This window comes from Nocardia sp. FBN12 (assembly GCF_054031145.1).
This window is the reverse complement of sequence record NZ_CM132926.1, coordinates 25,386-41,743: the sequence shown is the minus strand read 5'-3', so window position 1 is coordinate 41,743 and position 16,358 is coordinate 25,386. Positions and strand designations below refer to the sequence as shown.

Genomic DNA, 16,358 nt, shown 5'->3' with positions numbered 1-16,358 from the left:
GACCGCTAGTCGACGGCGCCGAGCGTGGCCACCGTCTTACGGGCACGGGAGGCGGTGATTCGGCGGCCGATCACGCCGTGGCGGGGGGCGAAGAGGTAGACGAGAGTGAAGGCGATGCCCTGGGTTACCACGACCATGCCGCCTGCCGCGGTGTCGAGGTGGTAGCTGATGTAGAGGCCGGTGACCGCGCACAGCACCGAGATCGTGGGGGCGATGACGAGCATGCGGGAGAAGCGGTCGGTGAGCAGGTAGGCGGTGGCGCCGGGAATGATCAGCATCGCCACGACCAGGACCACGCCGACGGCTTGCAGGGCGACGACCGAGGTCAGGGCCAGTAGGGCCAGCAGGGCGGTGCCGAGGATGCGGGGGTTGAGGCCGATGGCGTGGGCGTGGGTGGCGTCGAAGGCGTAGAGGGTGAAGTCGCGGCGTTTGAGGATCAGGGCGACCAGGACGATGGCGGCCAGAATCATGATCTGGACCATCTCGCCGCGGCTCACGCCGAGCAGGTTGCCGAAAACGATGTGGTTCAAGTCGGTTTGGCTCGGCGTCACCGATACCAGCACCAGGCCGAACGCGAACAAGGTGGTGAACACGATGCCGATCGCGGCGTCTTCCTTCACCCGGCTCGTATCGCGAACGACCCCGATCAACGCGACCGCGAGGAACCCGAAGATCACCGCGCCGACCGCGAACGGCCAGCCGACGATGTAGGCCAGCACCACCCCCGGCAACACCGCGTGCGACACCGCGTCACCCATCAGCGACCAGCCGATCAGTACCAACCAGCACGACAGCACCGCGCACACCACGGCCGCCGTGACGGTGGTGGCCAGCGCGCGCACCATGAACTCGTAGCGCAGCGGGTCGATGAGGAATTCCTCGAGGCTCATCGGTCTCCGTCCACATCGAGGCCGAAGGCCTTGGCCAGGTTCTCCGGGCGCAACACCACATCGGGGTCGCCGTGCTCGAGCACCCGGCGATTCAAAAGCACTGCCTCGTCGGCCAATTGGGGCAACGCGTGCAGATCGTGGGTGGACACCAGGATGGTGGCCCCGTCGGCGGCGAGCTCACGCAACAGCGCGGTGATGGTCGCCTCGGAGCGCTTGTCGACCCCGGCGAACGGCTCGTCGAGCAGCAGGATCGTGGCCTCCTGGGCGATGCCGCGGGCGACGAACGTGCGCTTCTTCTGGCCACCCGACAGCTGCCCGATCTGCCGGTCGGCCAGGTCGGTGAGCTCGACGCGGGCCAGCGCCGCGTCGACGGCGGCGCGGTCGGCCTTGCTCGCCCGGCGGGTGAATCCCATCTTCCCGTAGCGCCCGGTCATCACCACATCGCGCACCGACAGCGGGAAACTCCAGTCCACGTCCTCGGACTGCGGCACATAACCGAGGCTGCCCGCCTTGCGCGCGGCGGCCGGGGGGCGACCGTTGATCAGCACCCGGCCACGATCGGGCGTGACCAGGCCCATCACGGTCTTGAACAGTGTCGATTTGCCCGAGCCGTTCATCCCGATCAGCCCGCACACCCGGCCGGACTTCAAGGTCAGTTCGACATTGTCGAGCGCGAGCACGTCACCGTAATGGACTGTCACATCCTGGATTTCGACGACCGGCGCGGTCATTTCGGGGCTCCGGCGAGTGCGGTCGCGATGGTCTTCGCGTCGTGGCGGATCAGGTCCAAGTAGGTCGGGACCGGCCCGTCGGCTTCGGAGAGCGAATCGACGTAGAGCACGCCCCCGAACCGCGACCCGGACGCCTCGACCACGCGTTGCATCGGCGCGTCGGACACCGTCGATTCGCAGAACACGGCGGGCACACCGCGCTGGCGGACGAAGTCGATGGTCGAGCCGATCTGCTGCGGGGTGGCCTGCTGTTCGGCGTTGACCGGCCAGATGTACTTCTCCGTCAGACCCGCATCGCGAGCGAGGTAGGAGAACGCGCCCTCGCAGGTGACCAGGGCGCGCTGGTCGGCGGGCAGGGTGTTCACCGCGGCGACGAGATCGTCGCGCACGGCGCCGAGCTGCGCTTTGTAGGCGTCACCGTTGGCACGGTAGGCGTCGGCGTGCTCGGGGTCGAGATCGGTGAACGCGCGGACCATGTTGTCGACGTAGATCTGCGCGTTCACCGGCGACATCCAGGCGTGCGGATTGGGCTTGCCCCGGTAGGCGTCCTCGCTGATGTCCATCGGCGCCACCCCCTCGCTCACCACGGCGTGCGGCACATCGAGATCGGCGACGAACTGGTTGAACCAGGCCTCGAGGTTCAGCCCGTTGTCCAGGATCAGGTCGGCCTTGGCGGCCTTCTTGATATCGCCCGGGGTCGGCTCGTAACCATGGATCTCGGCGCCGACCTTGGTGATCGACTCGACCCGCAGGTGCTCGCCTGCCACATTCCGTGCCATATCGGCGAGCACCGTGAAGGTGGTGAGGACGACCTTCTTCCCGTCGTCATCGGCGGTGATCCCACCGCAGGCGGTGAGCGCGAACGTCATGACACTCAGAACACATGCCGCGAGCACCCGACGTCGCGCCGGCGAACGGTAGAACCCAACCCTCATTCCAGAATTATATTGTTCGGGTAGCCGAACTTTCAAGTTCTGGGCTTGAAACAGTCGCGAAGACGGCTCAGGATGCCCAAGGCGGGGCGAAAGTGGAGCCGTCGGGAAGTTCCGCCGTGAAGCCGACGCGCACGGTCACCAACAGCGCGGCGATCTCGTCGGTCGAGTTCGCGAGGGCGATCAATGAACCGGCGGGCGCGACCGCCGCGTCACCGGGTTTCATCGGCACGGAATCGCCGTCGATCGTCATGGTCACCTCGCCCGACAGCAGAACGAAAGCTTCCTCGCCCAGGATGCGATGGGGAACGCCGACCGAGCCGGCCCGGACCTCGGTCTGCCAGACACACAATTCGGCACTGCCGGTGCCGGGGCGGACGAGAGACGTGAAGCGGGCGTTGTGCACCTCGTGCACCTGCGCGTCAGCGGAACGGATCACCGGCATTCGAAACCTCCATAAGGTCAAGTAACTTGTCTATATGGTCAAGTAGGTTGACTATTGTGTCAAGTGCCAGAATGACTGTCGTGCCCGCGAACGCAGACCTCCCGCTCCTGCTACTCGCGGCGGCGGCCGAGATCACCCAGACCGTGAACGCCAGGGTCGCGGCGGCGGGGTTCACCGATATCCGGCCCGCACACGGCTTCGCCTTCGTGCGCATGGCACCCGACGGCGCGACAATCGGGGAGATCGCCGAGCACCTCGGCGTCACCAAACAGGCGGCCAGTCAGCTCGTCGACGAGCTGGTCACCAAGGGCTACGCCGACCGCAACCCACACCCGCGCGACGCGCGCGCCCGCCTGATCACCCTCACCGAGCGCGGCTGGGCATGCACACGGGCCGCCGACGCCGCGTTGGCGGAATTCACCAAGAACTGGTCGGATGCACTGGGCGCGACCGCGCTCAACCAGGTCAGCAGGGCTTTGGGCCGCGTGGTCACACCAGGCAGAGTCCGCCCGAGCTGGTGAGAAGTCACCGGAGCCGTAACTATTCGACGCGAGCCGACGATCTCATACCGGGTATCCGTTAATCCGAAGAAATGGATTTTCAAAACCTGCGCGGTGTCACGGCGAGCGGCATACTCTCGGATCGAGCGGTGACGCGCCACCGCGGCAGCCGGGCCGAAAGGCCTGGTTCACGCACTCGTCACGCCACCGTTTCGCCTCGATCTCGGAGAGTCAATGTCAGCCCCAGCCATCGTTCCCACTATCGACACCGTCACTCGGCACAAGTACGAGCGGCTGCAGTACACCGGTTCGGCCGGCGTCGTCGCCTCGCTCGAGGACACGCGCCTTGTCGATCGCTGGCGCGCCGAATACCCCACCTGGGACGGCGAGCACTGGGCCTTCGACGCGGGCACCGACAGCCCCGGACGACTGCGCCCGATCAATGTCGCGGTGCGCAACAACTGATCGACACGGTGCCGAACGCCTGATCAGCGCGGTGCGCACCGCCTGATCAGGCGGCACCAGCGGCGGCGGCCCGATCGATGATCCGCGGGAACAGGCTCGCCGCTTCCCACTGGTAGGCCAGATCCAGCAGCGTCCGCTCGTCACCACGACGGGCGGCGAACTGGATCGATCCGGGCAGACCACTCGGCAACAGACCGTGCGGCAGCGAAATGCCCGGTCCCCCACCGACATTGTTGAGCGGGGTGAAGCCCACGTAGTCGGCGAGTTTGGTGAACAGCGCCTCGAAGGGCTGGCCCGGCGCGAGTTCGCCGATGCGCGGCGCGGGATGCGACAGCACCGGCGTGAGCAGCACGTCGACGTCGGCGAAATGCCTGTCGTAGGCCGCGACTCCCCCGCGCAACCGCCACGTCGACGCGGCCACGCCGAGCGGATTGCGCTTGGCGAGCCCGATCAGGCCGGTGGTGAACGGGTCGAGTTTGCGCGAATCGAAGTACCCGCGATGCCCCAGCCGGAACGACAGCGCCATCGCGCCTGCCATCATCGCCCAGTACCGCTTGAAGTCCTCGACGAAGCGCGGGTCGACATCCAGGCGCATCTCGACGATCTCGTGCCCGAGCCCTTCGAGCACCTTCACCGCGGAAGCCAGCACGACGCCGTTGTCGGCGTGCACCGGCCTGCCGAGGATGTCGGCGGTGATCAAGCCGATCCGCAACCGTCGCGCGCTCGGTCCCTCGACCAAGCCGACCGGCGCGAGCTTCGGATTCGCGCTGAATTGTTCGACGGCGGCCAGGTAGTGCGCGGTGTCGCGGACCGAGCGGGTGAGCACACCCTCGGCCACCAGGTGGACCGGCAGGCTGCGGGCACCGGGCTGGTCGAGCAACCGGTTGCGGGTGGTTTTCAGGCCGACCAGACCGTTGGCCGCGGCGGGAATGCGGATCGAACCACCGCCGTCGTTCGCATGCGCGATCGGCACGACTCCGGCCGCCACGAGCGCGGCCGACCCACCCGATGACGCACCCGCCGAGTACTCCGGATTCCACGGATTGCGGGTCGGCGCGCGATGGGTGAACTCGGTGCTGGCGGTGAGCCCGAACTCCGGCAGCGTCGACTTACCGAGCACGATCACGCCTGAATGCAGGAACTGCGCGCCGGGCCCGCTGGTCACCGTGGCCGGGCGTGGGGTGAACGCGGCAGAGCCGTGGCAGCTGGGCAGCCCGGCGATATCGGTGTTGTCCTTGACGAACGCCGGCACACCCGCGAACACACCCGCGGTCTCCGGCGTCGAGGCCGCGCGGTCGAAGCACGTCATCTGGACCGCGTCCAGACTCGGATCGACCCGCCGGGTCCTGGCGATCGCGGCCTCGATCACCTCCGACCGGCTCACCTCCCCCGCGCGCAACGCCGCGGCGACACCGACCGCGTCCAGCATCCCGAGGGCATCGTCGGTAAATCCGTGCACGGCAGAGCTCATGTCCGCAGCGTAATCCGAGCCGGTGGCCCTTCGCAGCAGTAACGACCTCGCTCGACTCTCGACTATCGCATTTCTATTGGAAATGGTTATCATTAGCATCTTGCTCGAGGTTGGAGGACATGTGGGACACCTGCTGATGGTGGAGAGCTGGGTCGGTTCGATGAGCACCCTGCTCCCTGCGGGAATCAAGGACAGTGGCCACGAATTCAGTTTTCTGACCCGAGATCTCGGGCATTACCTGCGGGCTGGAACACCCGTTCCGCACCCCCTACTGGGCGCCGCCAACGTGTTCACCGCCGAGACCAACGACGAGCCGACACTGCTGGCGCACGTACGAAAACTGCAGGCGGCCTTCGGTTTCGACGGTGTACTCACCTCGTGTGACTACTACCTGCCGACCGTCGCCGCGATCGCCGCCGATCTCGGCCTGCCCGGCCCCGGCCGGACCGCGGTGGCAGACGCCTGCGACAAATACCGGACCAGACTGGTCTGCCGTGCCGCCGGTGTGGCCGGCCCCGCCTTCGCTGTCGCGCAGGAGTGGAGTGAGATCGTCGGCGCCGCAGCCGAACTCGGCTATCCGCTGGTGGTGAAGCCGGTCGACCTGTGCGGCGGGATGTTCGTCCGCCGGGTCCGCGACGACGCCGAGTTGCGGGTCGCGGTCGACGCCATCGCCGGCTTCCCGATCAACGCCCGAGGACAACACCGCTCACCACGCATCCTGCTCGAGGAATGCTTGAACGGACCGGAATTCAGCGTGGAGACGGTCACCATCGCCGGGCAGACGACGGTGATCGGGGTGACCGACAAACGGATCACCGGCGCCCCCGCCTTCATCGAGGCCGGCCACATGTTCCCCGCCGCGCTGGACTCCGCCGACACCACCGCCGTGGCCGAGCTGGCAGTCGCGGCGGTCACTGCGCTCGGTCTCGACGCGACCGTCGCGCACACCGAGATCAAACTCGGCGCCCAGGGGCCACGCCTGATCGAGGTGAACCCACGCCCCGCCGGGAATCGCATCACCGAGCTGGTCCGACGGGTCACCGGAATCGACCTCACCGCGGTGCACGCCGAGGCGGTGGCGGGCGGGAAACCCGATGTCACACCACGCGATACCGGCATCGCCAGCGCGGCCGTCGCATTCGCCGTGCCCACCGAGGCGGGTGTGCTGAGCCGGGTGGACGGTACTCAGGACTGGTCCGGCGACACCCGGATCGTGGAACAGAAATTCGCGGACCCCGGCGCGTCGGTGCGCCCCGCGACCGACAACAACACCTACCTCGGCCACGTCATGGTCGTCGATGAAAAAAACCGCACCGCAGGCGATCTCGCGCAGCGACTGATCGCCGACCTGCGCTTCGAACTCGACGGTGCGCGATGATCGAGCCCGCCCCGCGCCCCGGCTCCGTCGCCGAGCTCATCACTTGGGCACGCCGCGGCCGGCTCGGGCCGGAGCCGTCGACGCTGCAGGCTTCGACGGCATTTCGCACCGCCTACGGCACCCGGCACGCGGGGCGCGGCCGCGGATACCGCAACGAGGCGCTGAGCCTGCGGGTCGGCGCGGCTGTGGGCTCGTGTGGACTCGAACCCGGCACGGCCACCGACGATCTGGTCGACAGCTGTGTCGCGGCGACGATCGGCGAGTTGCTCGAGCATCCGGTGCCCGCGGTCCGGATCGCGGCGCTCGACGCCTATCTGATGCATGTCCGCCCGCATCCGAACGCGGGTGGCGTAGCCGGTGAGCCGGTGCTGATCGACGGGCCGACCTCGCTGACGAAGTCGCGCCGCCGGGCGAGCGCCGTCGTCGACCTGCTGCCCGCCGGGGTGTCGCGGGTGCTTGTCGTCGGCGTGGTCGGTTCGCTGCTCGCCGAACTGCGGGCACGTGCCATCGCGTATCTGCCGTGCGACCTCGCCGGCGGGGTCACCGAATGGGGTGAGCCGGTGTACGAGTCGGTCGCCGACGCTCCGGCGGACTACGACGCGCTGCTGGTCACCGGAATGTCACTGGGTAACGAGACATTCGACGAACTCCGTGGCACCGCGAACCGGCGCGGTCTGCCGCTGGTGCTGTTCGCCCAGACCGGCAGCGCGGTGCTGCCCTGGTTCCTCGACGCGGGGGTGCACGCGGTCTCGGCCGAGCCCTACCCGTTCTTCTCCCTCGACGGCGGGCCGAGCACCATCGTCACCTATCGAGAGCAGTCATGACGCCATCACAACCCGCCCTCCTGCAGTTGATCGGCGGTACCCCCGTCGTGCCCGTCCCGACCGGAAACAGCTGGTACACAGCGAAACTCGAAGCAGCGAGCATCGCGGGTATGAAAGCCCGTGCGGCGGTGTCGATGTTGCGCGCCGCGGCGGCGAGAGGCGATCTCGCGCCGGGCGCCACGGTCATCGAATCAACCAGCGGCACACTCGGTCTGGGACTGTCACTGGCGTGTAAAGCGCTGGGACATCCGGTCCTGCTGGTGGTCGACGACGAGCTGGAACCCGATCTGCGCGCCTTGTTCTCGGCGTTTCGGATACCACTCGACGTGGTCACCGAACCCCACCCGACAGGCGGTTGGCAGCAGGCCAGATTGGATCGGCTGGCGGCATTGCTCACCACCACCCCGGGCGCGTACTGGCCCGACCAGTACGACAACCCCGACAACGCGGGCGGCTACCAGGCGATGGGCGAGGAGATCCTCGCCCAGGTCGACACCGTCGATGTGCTGGTCGCCTCGATCGGATCCGGCGGGCACTGCGCCGGGCTCGCCCGGGTACTGCGCACGCGGTGGCCTCGGCTGCGGGTGATCGGGGTCGACGCCGTAGGCTCCCGGATCTTCGGTCAACCCGACCGGCGCCGACTCATGCGCGGTCTCGGCAGCAGCATCCTGCCCCGCAATGTCGCCTACGCCGACTTCGACGAGGTGCACTGGGTCGGCGCGGCCGAGGCGGTCGCGTCGTGTCGCCGGGTCGCGGCGGCCACCGGCATCGCGGGCGGCTGGAGTACCGGCGCCGCCGCCCTGGTCGCGGGCTGGGTCGCCGAGCGCGAACCCGACGCCAGGGTGCTGACCGTGTTCCCCGACGGCCCACACCGCTACCTGTGCACCATCTACGACGACGACTGGTGCCGCGCCAACGGGCTCTTCCGCTCGCCCGCCACCGAACCCACCGCGATCGCGACTCCCGACAGCGCCGAGGTGGTCGGCTGGGGCCGATGTTCGATCGTCCGCGACCCGGCCGCCGAGGTGAACGCATGACCGGCCCGCGATGAACGGCGTCGACACCTTCCGCGCGCTGCCGGGGGCAGTGCGGCTACTGCTGGTGAATCACCTTGTGGGCCATATCGGTTTCTACCTGCTCGTGCCGTTCCTGGCCGACTACCTCCTCGACGACCTCGCGCTGTCGGCCGCGGTGGTCGGGATCGTGCTCGGCGTGCGCAATCTCAGCCAGCAGGGCCTGTTCCTCGTCGGCGGCTCGGCCGCCGACCGGCTCGGCGCGCGCGGCGTGATCATGGTCGGCCTGGCGATCAGGGCGCTGGGGTTCGCGCTGTTCGCCGTCGGCGGTTCGTTGCCGGTGGTGCTGGCCGCCTCGGTGCTGACGGGTTTCGCGGGGGCGCTGTTCAATCCGGCGGTTCGCGCGTTCATCTCCAGGGACAGCGGAGCACATTCGGCGCAGGCCTTCGCGCTGTTCAACGTCTTCGGCAATGCGGGCTCGGCCATCGGGCCGGTACTCGGCACGGTGTTGATCGCCGCGGGCTTCCGGATATCCGCCCTGGTCGCGGCGGCGATCTTCGCGGTGCTGGCGGTGGTGCAGTGGCTGCTGCTGCCCGCACGACCGCTGCCCGCGCACGAGCATGGGGTCGGCGCCGATTTCGCGACGGTGTTCACCGATCGCCGGTTCTGGGCGTTCACTCTCGCGCTGATGCCGATGTTCGCCTTGCAGAGCCAGATCTACTTCCTGTTCACCCTCCAAGCGCAGGACAGCGCCGGGCCAGGACACGGTCCCGCGGCGGTGGCCGCGTTGTTCGTGGTCGAGACGATCGCCGTGGTGGCACTGCAGGTCCGGGTCACCACGGTGCTCGCGCGCAGGCCACAGCGTGGACCCGCGATGGCGCTCGGCATGGCGATCATGGGTGCCGCGTTCCTGCTACCCCCGGCGGCCGCGGGCATAATCACGTTCGAGGGAAACAGCGTGGCGGGCACGGTGATCCGGGTGGCGCCCGTGGTCGCGGCCGCGGTGCTGCTGGCGATCGGTGTGACCGCGGTGCAGCCCTTCGTCAACGAGGCGATCGGCCGCTTCGCCGGAACTCGGCTGACCGGAACCTATTTCGGCGCGTTCTATCTGGCGTCCGGACTGTTCACCGTCGTCGCCACCTCGGTCACCGGAGCGGTGCTCGACCGCACCGGCGGCCCGTCGAGCTGGCCGCCGGCCCTGTTGTGCGCTGCGGCCGGTCTGTTGTCGGCCGTCGCGCTGCTTCGGCTACACCAGCGAAATCTCTTGCCTGACAACACAATCAGCCAGCCAGATCAGGAGCCCAACGTCGAGCGCGACGCAACCGCCACGGCGTACGACACCAACTCCCCCGGTGAAAGGCGATGACTCCGATGACGATCGATCTCACCGTGCCCGGCATCGGCGTCGGCCGCGCCTTCGGCAGCTGCGGGGAGCTCCTGCAAGGCGTCACCGAACAGAACCGGCACTTCCTGGTCACGCTGCCCATCCGGCGTGGCACAGTCGCGGTTTTCGAACCGAGCGAACACGACATCGCGGTTGTCCCGGCGGACAAGTCGAAAGCACATCGGCTCGCGAGCGCGATGCTCGCTCGGTCCACCGTGCTGTGCGGCGGGCGACTCACCCTGCACAGCGAGCTGCCCGAGGGCAAGGGGCTGGCGAGCTCCACCGCCGATCTCGTCGCCACCGCCCGGGCGATCGCCGACGCCGAGGGTCGCGCCGTGCCGCTCGGCGAGCTCGAAGCCGACCTGCGCGCCATCGAACCATCCGATGGCGTCATGTACCCGGGCACCGTGGCCTATCTCCATCGTGAGGTGCGCCTGCTCGCTCCGCTCGGCACCCTGCCCGCGCTGACGATCGTCACCGGGGACGAGGGCGGCTCGGTCGACACGGTCGAATTCAACCGGAACGAACCGCGATTCAGCCCGGCCGACAAGCGCGAATTCGACCGGCTGCTCGGCGAACTCGGCGCGGCGATCGCCCACGGTGATGTCGCCACGATCGGCGCGGTGGCCACGCGCAGCGCGGTGTTGAGCGCGGCGACGCGCGACCGCCCACATCTGGACGCGACGATCCTGGCCGCGCGCGCGATCGGTGCGGCCGGCGTAGTCGTCGCCCACAGCGGCACGACCACCGGCATCCTGCTCGCCGACACCGATCCACGCCTGCGCGAGCAAGTCCTCGCCGCGCAACAGATCTGCGCCGATTTCGCCCGCTCGGTCACAGTCCACCACTCCTGGCGCCCCGGCGTGCACGCCGAACAGCGCGTATCCACCGTCGACCATCCCCACCTGCTGACCATTCCCCGAACAGAGAGCACGCCGCGATGATCACCGTCGACCAGATCCACTTCACCTACGACGGCCGAATCACCCTCGATGACATCAGCTTTCAGGTCGATCCCGGCAGCACCCTCGGGCTGATCGGACCCAACGGCTCTGGCAAGTCCACGCTGTTGCGGCTGATGTACCGGGCCCTGCGGCCCGCGGGCGGATCGGTCGTCATCGATGCGACGCCGGTGGAAAAGTTGCGCGGGCGTGAGCTCGCGAGCCGCCTCGCCGTCGTCGCGCAGGAAGCACCGCCGGACACCCCGGTCACCGTGGCCGAGACGGTGCTGCTCGGCAGATCGCCGTGGGTCGGTGCGTTCCAAGGGTATTCGCGCGCCGACCGGATCGCCGCGGCTGCCGCACTCGAGCACGTCGGGGCGCGGGCACTGGCCGAGCGCCGTTTCGCCACGCTCTCCGGCGGCGAACGCCAGCGCGTCCTGATCGCCAGAGCACTCGCCCAGCAGGCCGACCACCTGCTACTCGACGAACCGACCAACCACCTCGACATCCGCTACCAGCACGAACTTCTGACTCTGGTCCGAGGCCTGACCGCGACCACAACGGTTGTCGTGCTGCACGAGCTGAACCTGGCCGCCCGCTACTGCGACCGCCTCGTGCTCCTCGACCAGGGCCGCGTCGCCGCCGCCGGAACAGTCGCCGAGGTCCTGACCCCGCAGATCCTCGAACCCGTCTACCAGATCCCGGTCCGCCGAACCTCCGCATTCGGCGCCGTCCAACTCCTCTTCGGCCCGGCCACCGAACCGCCCACGGCGGCGACCGGCCACCGCAATGACGAGCATCCGGCGAGCGCCACCGCGGCCGCCGACGACAACGTCGAGCCTGTCGCCGCCCAGGCAGTGCCCGACCACTCGGGTGCGGCTACCGGCGAAGCATCCACCACCGCGCATCGAACGCTCGAACGTGACGCCTTGTCAATCGGCCCGGACACCACCGCGCCTGCACCGGACCTGCCCGCCCCGAGCGCCGTCGCACCCGCGGCCCAGACGAGAGAGGCGGCCACACGATGACCGCGACACTGGTGGCCGATCCGGCGATCGATGACCTCGACCATGCCCGTCATCGCGGACGAACACTACTGCTGACCACGGGGCTGACCATCGCGCTGGCCCTCACCCTCGTGGTCGCGGCCGGGCTGGGTCCGGTCGCCGTTCCGCCGGGCACGGTGGCGCGCATCATCGGCCACCACACGTTCGGTCAGCCGGTGACCGTCGACTGGAGCGCAGCACAGGACTCCATCGTCTGGCTGGTGCGGGTGCCGCGTGTGCTGCTCGGCGCGCTCGTCGGTGCCGCCCTGGCGATCACCGGTGCCGTATTGCAGACCATCGTGCGCAACGTGCTCGCCGACCCGCACATCCTCGGCGTCACCTCGGGCGCGTCGACCGGTGCCGCGGTGTATTTGCTGTTCGGGGTCGCCGCGGCGACCACCGCCACCGCGCTCGCGGCGAGCGCGTTCATCGGCGCGCTCATCGCCACCGCGCTGTTGTTCGTGATCTCGCGGATCAACGGCCAGCTCACCTCGCTGCGGCTGCTGCTCGGCGGGGTCACCATCGGCTACATCTTCTCGGCCGCGACCAGCTTCCTGATCTTCGCCTCCGACCGGCCCGAAGGCGCGCGCACCGTGCTGTTCTGGCTCCTCGGGTCACTGGCGCCTGCCGCGTGGTCCTCGGTGGCGACCACCGTGGCCGTCGTCGCGGTGTCGCTGCTCGCGGTGCTGCTGATGGCACCGCGGCTGGACGCACTGGCCGCGGGCGATGACACCGCGCGCACCCTGGGCATCGCGCCCAATCGAATTCGCCTGTGGGCGTTGCTGATCGTGGCACTCGCGGTCGGCGCGGTGGTCGCGGTGGCGGGTGCGATCGGTTTCGTCGGCTTGATCGTGCCGCATGTGGCGCGGCTGTGCACCGGCGGAACCCACCGCCACCTGCTGGTCGTCAGCGCGCTGATCGGAGCGCTGTTCCTGGTGATCGCCGATGTGGCCGCGCGCACCGTCTTCGCCCCTCGCGAACTGCCCATCGGCATCGTCACCGCCGCGGTCGGCGCACCACTGCTGCTCATCTTGATCCGCCGCTTCCGTGCGTCCGGCGAGTCCTGAACTCCACCTATCTGTCCCGGTCACCACGACCGGCGAATCCGCAACACCGAACGATGAGGACCAACACCGTGTTCACCCGTGTCATTTCCGCCCGCCGCTCCGCCATCCCCGTCCTAGCCCTGCTCACCAGTGCGATCGTGACCGGTTGCGGTACACCAGCTCCCGCCACCACCGCCGCGGAAACCGGTTTTCCGCTGACGATCTCGAGCTGCGGACGCGACGTCACCTTCACCTCGCCCCCGCAGCGCGTCGTCACGGTCGGTTCCATCGCCGCGCCGCTGATCGCCGCCGCGGGCGCCGCCGACCGCATCGTCACCCGCACCTTCGAAGCCGCTGCCTTCCCCGGCCAATACGGTGACGCGCTGAAGAACACCGAGATCACCGCTCCCACCGCGGAACTCGCGCGCGAGGAGATCATCAACCGATCCCCCGACCTGGTGGTGAGTGTCGAAGGACTCTCGGTGACCCCCGACGACCTCGCGCAGGTGAACATCCCGCTGATCGTCACCCGCGGCTACTGCCGCGACGCCGCGGGCACCTTCGAGGACATCTTCGCCGACATCACCCTCTACGGAAAGCTCTTCGGCACCGCCAACGCGGCCGACACCGAGGTCGCCACACTGAAGCAACGCGTCCAAGCGGTGACCGAACGGCACAGTGGCACAACGTCTCCCCGTCCCGCCGCCGCACTGATCCTGTCGCGCGACGGCGCCCAGCTCAAGGCCTACGGCGCCAAGAGCACCGTCCACGAACAGATGAAGATTCTCGGCCTCGGCAATGTCTATGGTCAGATCGACAAGCGCAATTTCGAAGCCAACACCGAAACCCTCATCGCCGCGGACCCCGAGGTGATCATTCTGCTCACCCAGGGCGACCAGACGCCCGATTCCGTGCGCACCGCAGTACGCCAACGTCCCGAACTGGCCGGGCTGCGCGCGATCCGCGAGAACCGGATCATCGTGGCGCCCTTCGGTTACACCGGGCCGGGGCCGGTCGCCGTGGAGGGTCTGGAAGTGCTCGATCGTGAATTGGCGCAGGTGCGATGACCACCGAGTACCGGATCCGCGAGGCAGGCACCGCGGATCTCGCGGGCGCGCGCAGCGTCATGCTCGACACCTTCTACCAGGTATTCGGCATCGGCTATCTGCCCGAATACCACCAGGACGTGATCGACCCGGAGACCGCCTATCTGCGGCATCCACGACACCGGCTGTGGGTCGCCGAGCACGAGGGTGTCATCGTCGGCACCACCGCGATCCGGGCACAGGGACCCGCGCATCCACCGCATCCCGCCGAGCTCGCGGACCGCTACCCCAGCGAGTCCACCGCGCAGCTGTTCCGGGTCTACGTGCGGCCGGAGCACCATCGACGCGGCCTGGCTACCCGCCTGGTCACCACGGCGGTCGAGCACGTGCGCGCCACCCCCGGATTCGAGCGGCTGTACCTGCACACCGACGCGCGAACGCCCGGTGCGCTGGAATTCTGGTCGACCTTCGGCCACATCGTGTACGACGCGCGCGGTCCGCATGACGGTTTCCAGACGGTGCACCTGGAGATCGCGCTGGAGGGCGGTGGACGGTAGCGCTGACGGGTTGCCGCCGGCGCGGTGACGGTTGCCGCTGGCGCGGTGACGGCATACACGGCACTATCGAACGCGTGGAACACTTGCGAATCGCCCGACCGTCGGGTGCTGTGTCGTGACCGTGCTGGCTCCCGGTGAGAACCGGCCCGCGCCCGGTGATCAGTTGACCGTCACCGTGGCGAGTTCGGCGTCGGTCGATGTGTCGGCGCTGCTGGTGAACACCGCGGGCACAGTTCGCTCCGACGCCGACTTCGTCTTCTTCAATCAGCCCACCGGACCGGGTGTGGTGTACCGGCACGGCAACGGTGGGCCCGATGTGGTTGCCGTCCAGACCTCGGCGTTGCCCGGCGATGTCGACAAGGTGGTGGTCACCGCGAGCCTCGACGGCCGCGGGCCCGCCACTTTCGCCTCCGTCGGCACCCTGACCACCACGATCGAATCCGGTTCCACCGCACTGACTTTCCCGATCCCCGGACTCACCACCGAGAGCGGTGTGGTGTGTGTCGAGATCTACCGCCGCAACAGCGCGTGGAAGGTTCGGGCGATCGGGCAGGGCTACGACGACGGGCTGGCGGGCATCGCGTCGGCCTACGGGGTGAACCTCGACGACGAGCCCGAACCTGCTGTGACGCCGGGTAATTCGGGACAGGGTGCCACCGGCGGCTATCCGCCGCCGGGCGCGCAGGGCGGCGCAGGTCAATCTGCCCCGGCGCACCATCCCGGGTCCAACGCCCCGATCCCTCCCGGCCAGTTCGCCCCGCCTCCCGGCCAATTCGCCCCGCCACCTGGACAATTCGCCCCGCCTCCCGGTCAGCCCGGCGCACCTTCGGGTGCACCGGGCTACCCACCGCCCGCCTACGGACAGCCCGGCGGACCCGCGCAACAGCCGACGTACGCATCTCAGCAAGGAGCCCAGCCCGTGCACAGCGACCTTTTCGACCCCTCGCATGCCGAGGTCAACGGCCTCGGCATCCAGAAGCAGGGCGGCAAGATGGTGAAGGTCGGCATGAACGGGGAGGTGATGGCGCGGGCCGGGTCGATGGTGGCCTACCAGGGTGACCTGAAGTTCGAAGCGCTCGGCTCCGGCGGCATCGGCCGCGCCATCCGCCAGCACCTCACCGGCGAAGGCGTGCCGCTGATGAAGGTGACCGGCCGCGGCGACCTGTTCCTGGCCAACAGCGCCGCCGACGTGCACATCATCGACCTCGACGGCACCGACGGCCTCACCATCAACGGCGCCAACGTCCTCGCCTTCGACTCCACCCTGCGCTACGACATCGGCCGGGTCCAGGGCGCCGCGGGCTACGCCTCCAACGCGGGCCTGTTCAACTGCGTCTTCACCGGCCGCGGCCGCATCGCCATCACCACCCACGGCTCCCCCGTGGTCCTCACCGTCGACCAGGCCACCTACGCCGACCCCAATGCCGCCGTAGCCTGGTCCTCCAGCCTGCAAACCGGCATCAAACGCAACGATTCCTTCGGCCTCGGCCGCCTGATGGGCCGCAGCACCGGCGAAGCGAGCACCCTGTCCTTCTCCGGCCGCGGCTTCGTCATCGTCCAGCCCTCCGAACTCCCCCCTGGCGGCCTCATCGGCGGCACCGGCGGCGGCCAGCAAGCGGGCACCGGCGGCGGCATCTTCGGCTGACCCCGAACACACAACAAAGGCCGATACCCACGCATTCGCGGGTA

General features: G+C 68.7%; 17 protein-coding genes. 12 read left to right on the top strand and 5 right to left on the bottom strand.

All coding sequences use genetic code 11. The annotated features are described in order from the left end of the window. Positions 1 to 5: 5 nt before the first annotated feature. The 4 genes from ACWZHB_RS00190 to ACWZHB_RS00175 all read right to left on the bottom strand — a co-directional run bounded on the left by ACWZHB_RS00190 (position 6) and on the right by ACWZHB_RS00175 (position 2,998). A complete protein-coding gene (locus ACWZHB_RS00190; protein ID WP_427905902.1) occupies positions 6 to 890 on the bottom strand; it encodes a metal ABC transporter permease in 885 nt (294 codons plus the stop codon). Next, positions 887 to 1,621: a metal ABC transporter ATP-binding protein gene (locus tag ACWZHB_RS00185; protein WP_427905901.1), complete on the bottom strand. Its 735-nt coding sequence runs from the start codon at positions 1,619 to 1,621 to the stop codon at positions 887 to 889. The genes ACWZHB_RS00190 and ACWZHB_RS00185 overlap by 4 nt, the downstream gene beginning before the upstream one ends. After that, positions 1,618 to 2,490, bottom strand: a complete 873-nt coding sequence (locus tag ACWZHB_RS00180) for a metal ABC transporter substrate-binding protein (protein WP_427905900.1) — start codon at positions 2,488 to 2,490, stop codon at positions 1,618 to 1,620. The genes ACWZHB_RS00185 and ACWZHB_RS00180 overlap by 4 nt, the downstream gene beginning before the upstream one ends. 133 nt (positions 2,491 to 2,623) lie before the next feature. Then, the gene (locus ACWZHB_RS00175; RefSeq protein ID WP_427905899.1) at positions 2,624 to 2,998 is read right to left on the bottom strand and encodes a cupin domain-containing protein; all 375 of its coding nucleotides are present in this window, start codon (positions 2,996 to 2,998) and stop codon (positions 2,624 to 2,626) included. Positions 2,999 to 3,078: 80 nt separating this feature from the next. Here ACWZHB_RS00175 and ACWZHB_RS00170 point away from each other — a divergent pair, with 80 nt between their 5' ends. Then, positions 3,079 to 3,519 (top strand): MarR family winged helix-turn-helix transcriptional regulator, encoded by a 441-nt coding sequence (locus ACWZHB_RS00170; protein WP_427905898.1) that lies wholly within the window; start codon positions 3,079 to 3,081, stop codon positions 3,517 to 3,519. A 213-nt stretch (positions 3,520 to 3,732) separates the two neighbouring features. Next, the gene (locus ACWZHB_RS00165) at positions 3,733 to 3,963 is read left to right on the top strand and encodes a hypothetical protein (protein WP_427905897.1); all 231 of its coding nucleotides are present in this window, start codon (positions 3,733 to 3,735) and stop codon (positions 3,961 to 3,963) included. Between the two features lie 46 nt (positions 3,964 to 4,009). On the opposite strand, the gene ACWZHB_RS00160 is transcribed toward ACWZHB_RS00165, so the two are convergent. Further along, complete coding sequence (locus ACWZHB_RS00160; RefSeq protein WP_427905896.1) at positions 4,010 to 5,434, bottom strand: amidase; 1,425 nt, start codon at positions 5,432 to 5,434, stop codon at positions 4,010 to 4,012. A gap of 100 nt (positions 5,435 to 5,534) precedes the next feature. Here ACWZHB_RS00160 and ACWZHB_RS00155 point away from each other — a divergent pair, with 100 nt between their 5' ends. The 10 genes from ACWZHB_RS00155 (at position 5,535) to ACWZHB_RS00110 (ending at position 16,314) form a co-directional block, all read left to right on the top strand. Then, complete coding sequence (locus ACWZHB_RS00155; RefSeq protein WP_427905895.1) at positions 5,535 to 6,812, top strand: ATP-grasp domain-containing protein; 1,278 nt, start codon at positions 5,535 to 5,537, stop codon at positions 6,810 to 6,812. Next, positions 6,809 to 7,636: a hypothetical protein gene (locus ACWZHB_RS00150; protein ID WP_427905894.1), complete on the top strand. Its 828-nt coding sequence runs from the start codon at positions 6,809 to 6,811 to the stop codon at positions 7,634 to 7,636. The genes ACWZHB_RS00155 and ACWZHB_RS00150 overlap by 4 nt, the downstream gene beginning before the upstream one ends. Continuing rightward, entirely contained in the window at positions 7,633 to 8,673 is a 1,041-nt protein-coding gene (locus ACWZHB_RS00145) for a PLP-dependent cysteine synthase family protein (RefSeq protein WP_427905893.1), read from the top strand. The genes ACWZHB_RS00150 and ACWZHB_RS00145 overlap by 4 nt, the downstream gene beginning before the upstream one ends. 10 nt (positions 8,674 to 8,683) lie before the next feature. After that, on the top strand, positions 8,684 to 10,015 hold the full coding sequence (locus tag ACWZHB_RS00140) for an MFS transporter (RefSeq protein ID WP_427905892.1): 1,332 nt from the start codon (positions 8,684 to 8,686) through the stop codon (positions 10,013 to 10,015). A 5-nt stretch (positions 10,016 to 10,020) separates the two neighbouring features. After that, positions 10,021 to 10,977 carry a GHMP family kinase ATP-binding protein gene (locus tag ACWZHB_RS00135; RefSeq protein WP_427905891.1) on the top strand — a complete coding sequence of 319 codons (957 nt, stop codon included), beginning with the start codon at positions 10,021 to 10,023 and terminating at the stop codon, positions 10,975 to 10,977. After that, positions 10,974 to 12,002, top strand: a complete 1,029-nt coding sequence (locus ACWZHB_RS00130; RefSeq protein WP_427905890.1) for an ABC transporter ATP-binding protein — start codon at positions 10,974 to 10,976, stop codon at positions 12,000 to 12,002. The genes ACWZHB_RS00135 and ACWZHB_RS00130 overlap by 4 nt, the downstream gene beginning before the upstream one ends. Beyond that, entirely contained in the window at positions 11,999 to 13,087 is a 1,089-nt protein-coding gene (locus ACWZHB_RS00125; RefSeq protein WP_427905889.1) for a FecCD family ABC transporter permease, read from the top strand. The genes ACWZHB_RS00130 and ACWZHB_RS00125 overlap by 4 nt, the downstream gene beginning before the upstream one ends. 53 nt (positions 13,088 to 13,140) lie before the next feature. Further along, positions 13,141 to 14,133 carry an ABC transporter substrate-binding protein gene (locus tag ACWZHB_RS00120; RefSeq protein WP_427905888.1) on the top strand — a complete coding sequence of 331 codons (993 nt, stop codon included), beginning with the start codon at positions 13,141 to 13,143 and terminating at the stop codon, positions 14,131 to 14,133. Further along, a complete protein-coding gene (locus tag ACWZHB_RS00115) occupies positions 14,130 to 14,669 on the top strand; it encodes a GNAT family N-acetyltransferase (RefSeq protein ID WP_427905887.1) in 540 nt (179 codons plus the stop codon). The genes ACWZHB_RS00120 and ACWZHB_RS00115 overlap by 4 nt, the downstream gene beginning before the upstream one ends. Before the next feature lie 115 nt (positions 14,670 to 14,784). After that, positions 14,785 to 16,314: an AIM24 family protein gene (locus tag ACWZHB_RS00110; RefSeq protein WP_427905886.1), complete on the top strand. Its 1,530-nt coding sequence runs from the start codon at positions 14,785 to 14,787 to the stop codon at positions 16,312 to 16,314. Positions 16,315 to 16,358: the final 44 nt, after the last annotated feature.

Coding starts and splice junctions, on each gene's coding strand:
- ACWZHB_RS00190 (WP_427905902.1), bottom strand. CDS start 890: ATGAGCCTCGAGGAATTCCTCATCGACCCGCTGCGCTACGAGTTCATG.
- ACWZHB_RS00150 (WP_427905894.1), top strand. CDS start 6,809: ATGATCGAGCCCGCCCCGCGCCCCGGCTCCGTCGCCGAGCTCATCACT.
- ACWZHB_RS00140 (WP_427905892.1), top strand. CDS start 8,684: ATGAACGGCGTCGACACCTTCCGCGCGCTGCCGGGGGCAGTGCGGCTA.
- ACWZHB_RS00135 (WP_427905891.1), top strand. CDS start 10,021: ATGACGATCGATCTCACCGTGCCCGGCATCGGCGTCGGCCGCGCCTTC.
- ACWZHB_RS00120 (WP_427905888.1), top strand. CDS start 13,141: ATGAGGACCAACACCGTGTTCACCCGTGTCATTTCCGCCCGCCGCTCC.
- ACWZHB_RS00175 (WP_427905899.1), bottom strand. CDS start 2,998: ATGCCGGTGATCCGTTCCGCTGACGCGCAGGTGCACGAGGTGCACAAC.
- ACWZHB_RS00125 (WP_427905889.1), top strand. CDS start 11,999: ATGACCGCGACACTGGTGGCCGATCCGGCGATCGATGACCTCGACCAT.
- ACWZHB_RS00180 (WP_427905900.1), bottom strand. CDS start 2,490: ATGACGTTCGCGCTCACCGCCTGCGGTGGGATCACCGCCGATGACGAC.
- ACWZHB_RS00165 (WP_427905897.1), top strand. CDS start 3,733: ATGTCAGCCCCAGCCATCGTTCCCACTATCGACACCGTCACTCGGCAC.
- ACWZHB_RS00160 (WP_427905896.1), bottom strand. CDS start 5,434: ATGAGCTCTGCCGTGCACGGATTTACCGACGATGCCCTCGGGATGCTG.
- ACWZHB_RS00130 (WP_427905890.1), top strand. CDS start 10,974: ATGATCACCGTCGACCAGATCCACTTCACCTACGACGGCCGAATCACC.
- ACWZHB_RS00145 (WP_427905893.1), top strand. CDS start 7,633: ATGACGCCATCACAACCCGCCCTCCTGCAGTTGATCGGCGGTACCCCC.
- ACWZHB_RS00185 (WP_427905901.1), bottom strand. CDS start 1,621: ATGACCGCGCCGGTCGTCGAAATCCAGGATGTGACAGTCCATTACGGT.
- ACWZHB_RS00115 (WP_427905887.1), top strand. CDS start 14,130: ATGACCACCGAGTACCGGATCCGCGAGGCAGGCACCGCGGATCTCGCG.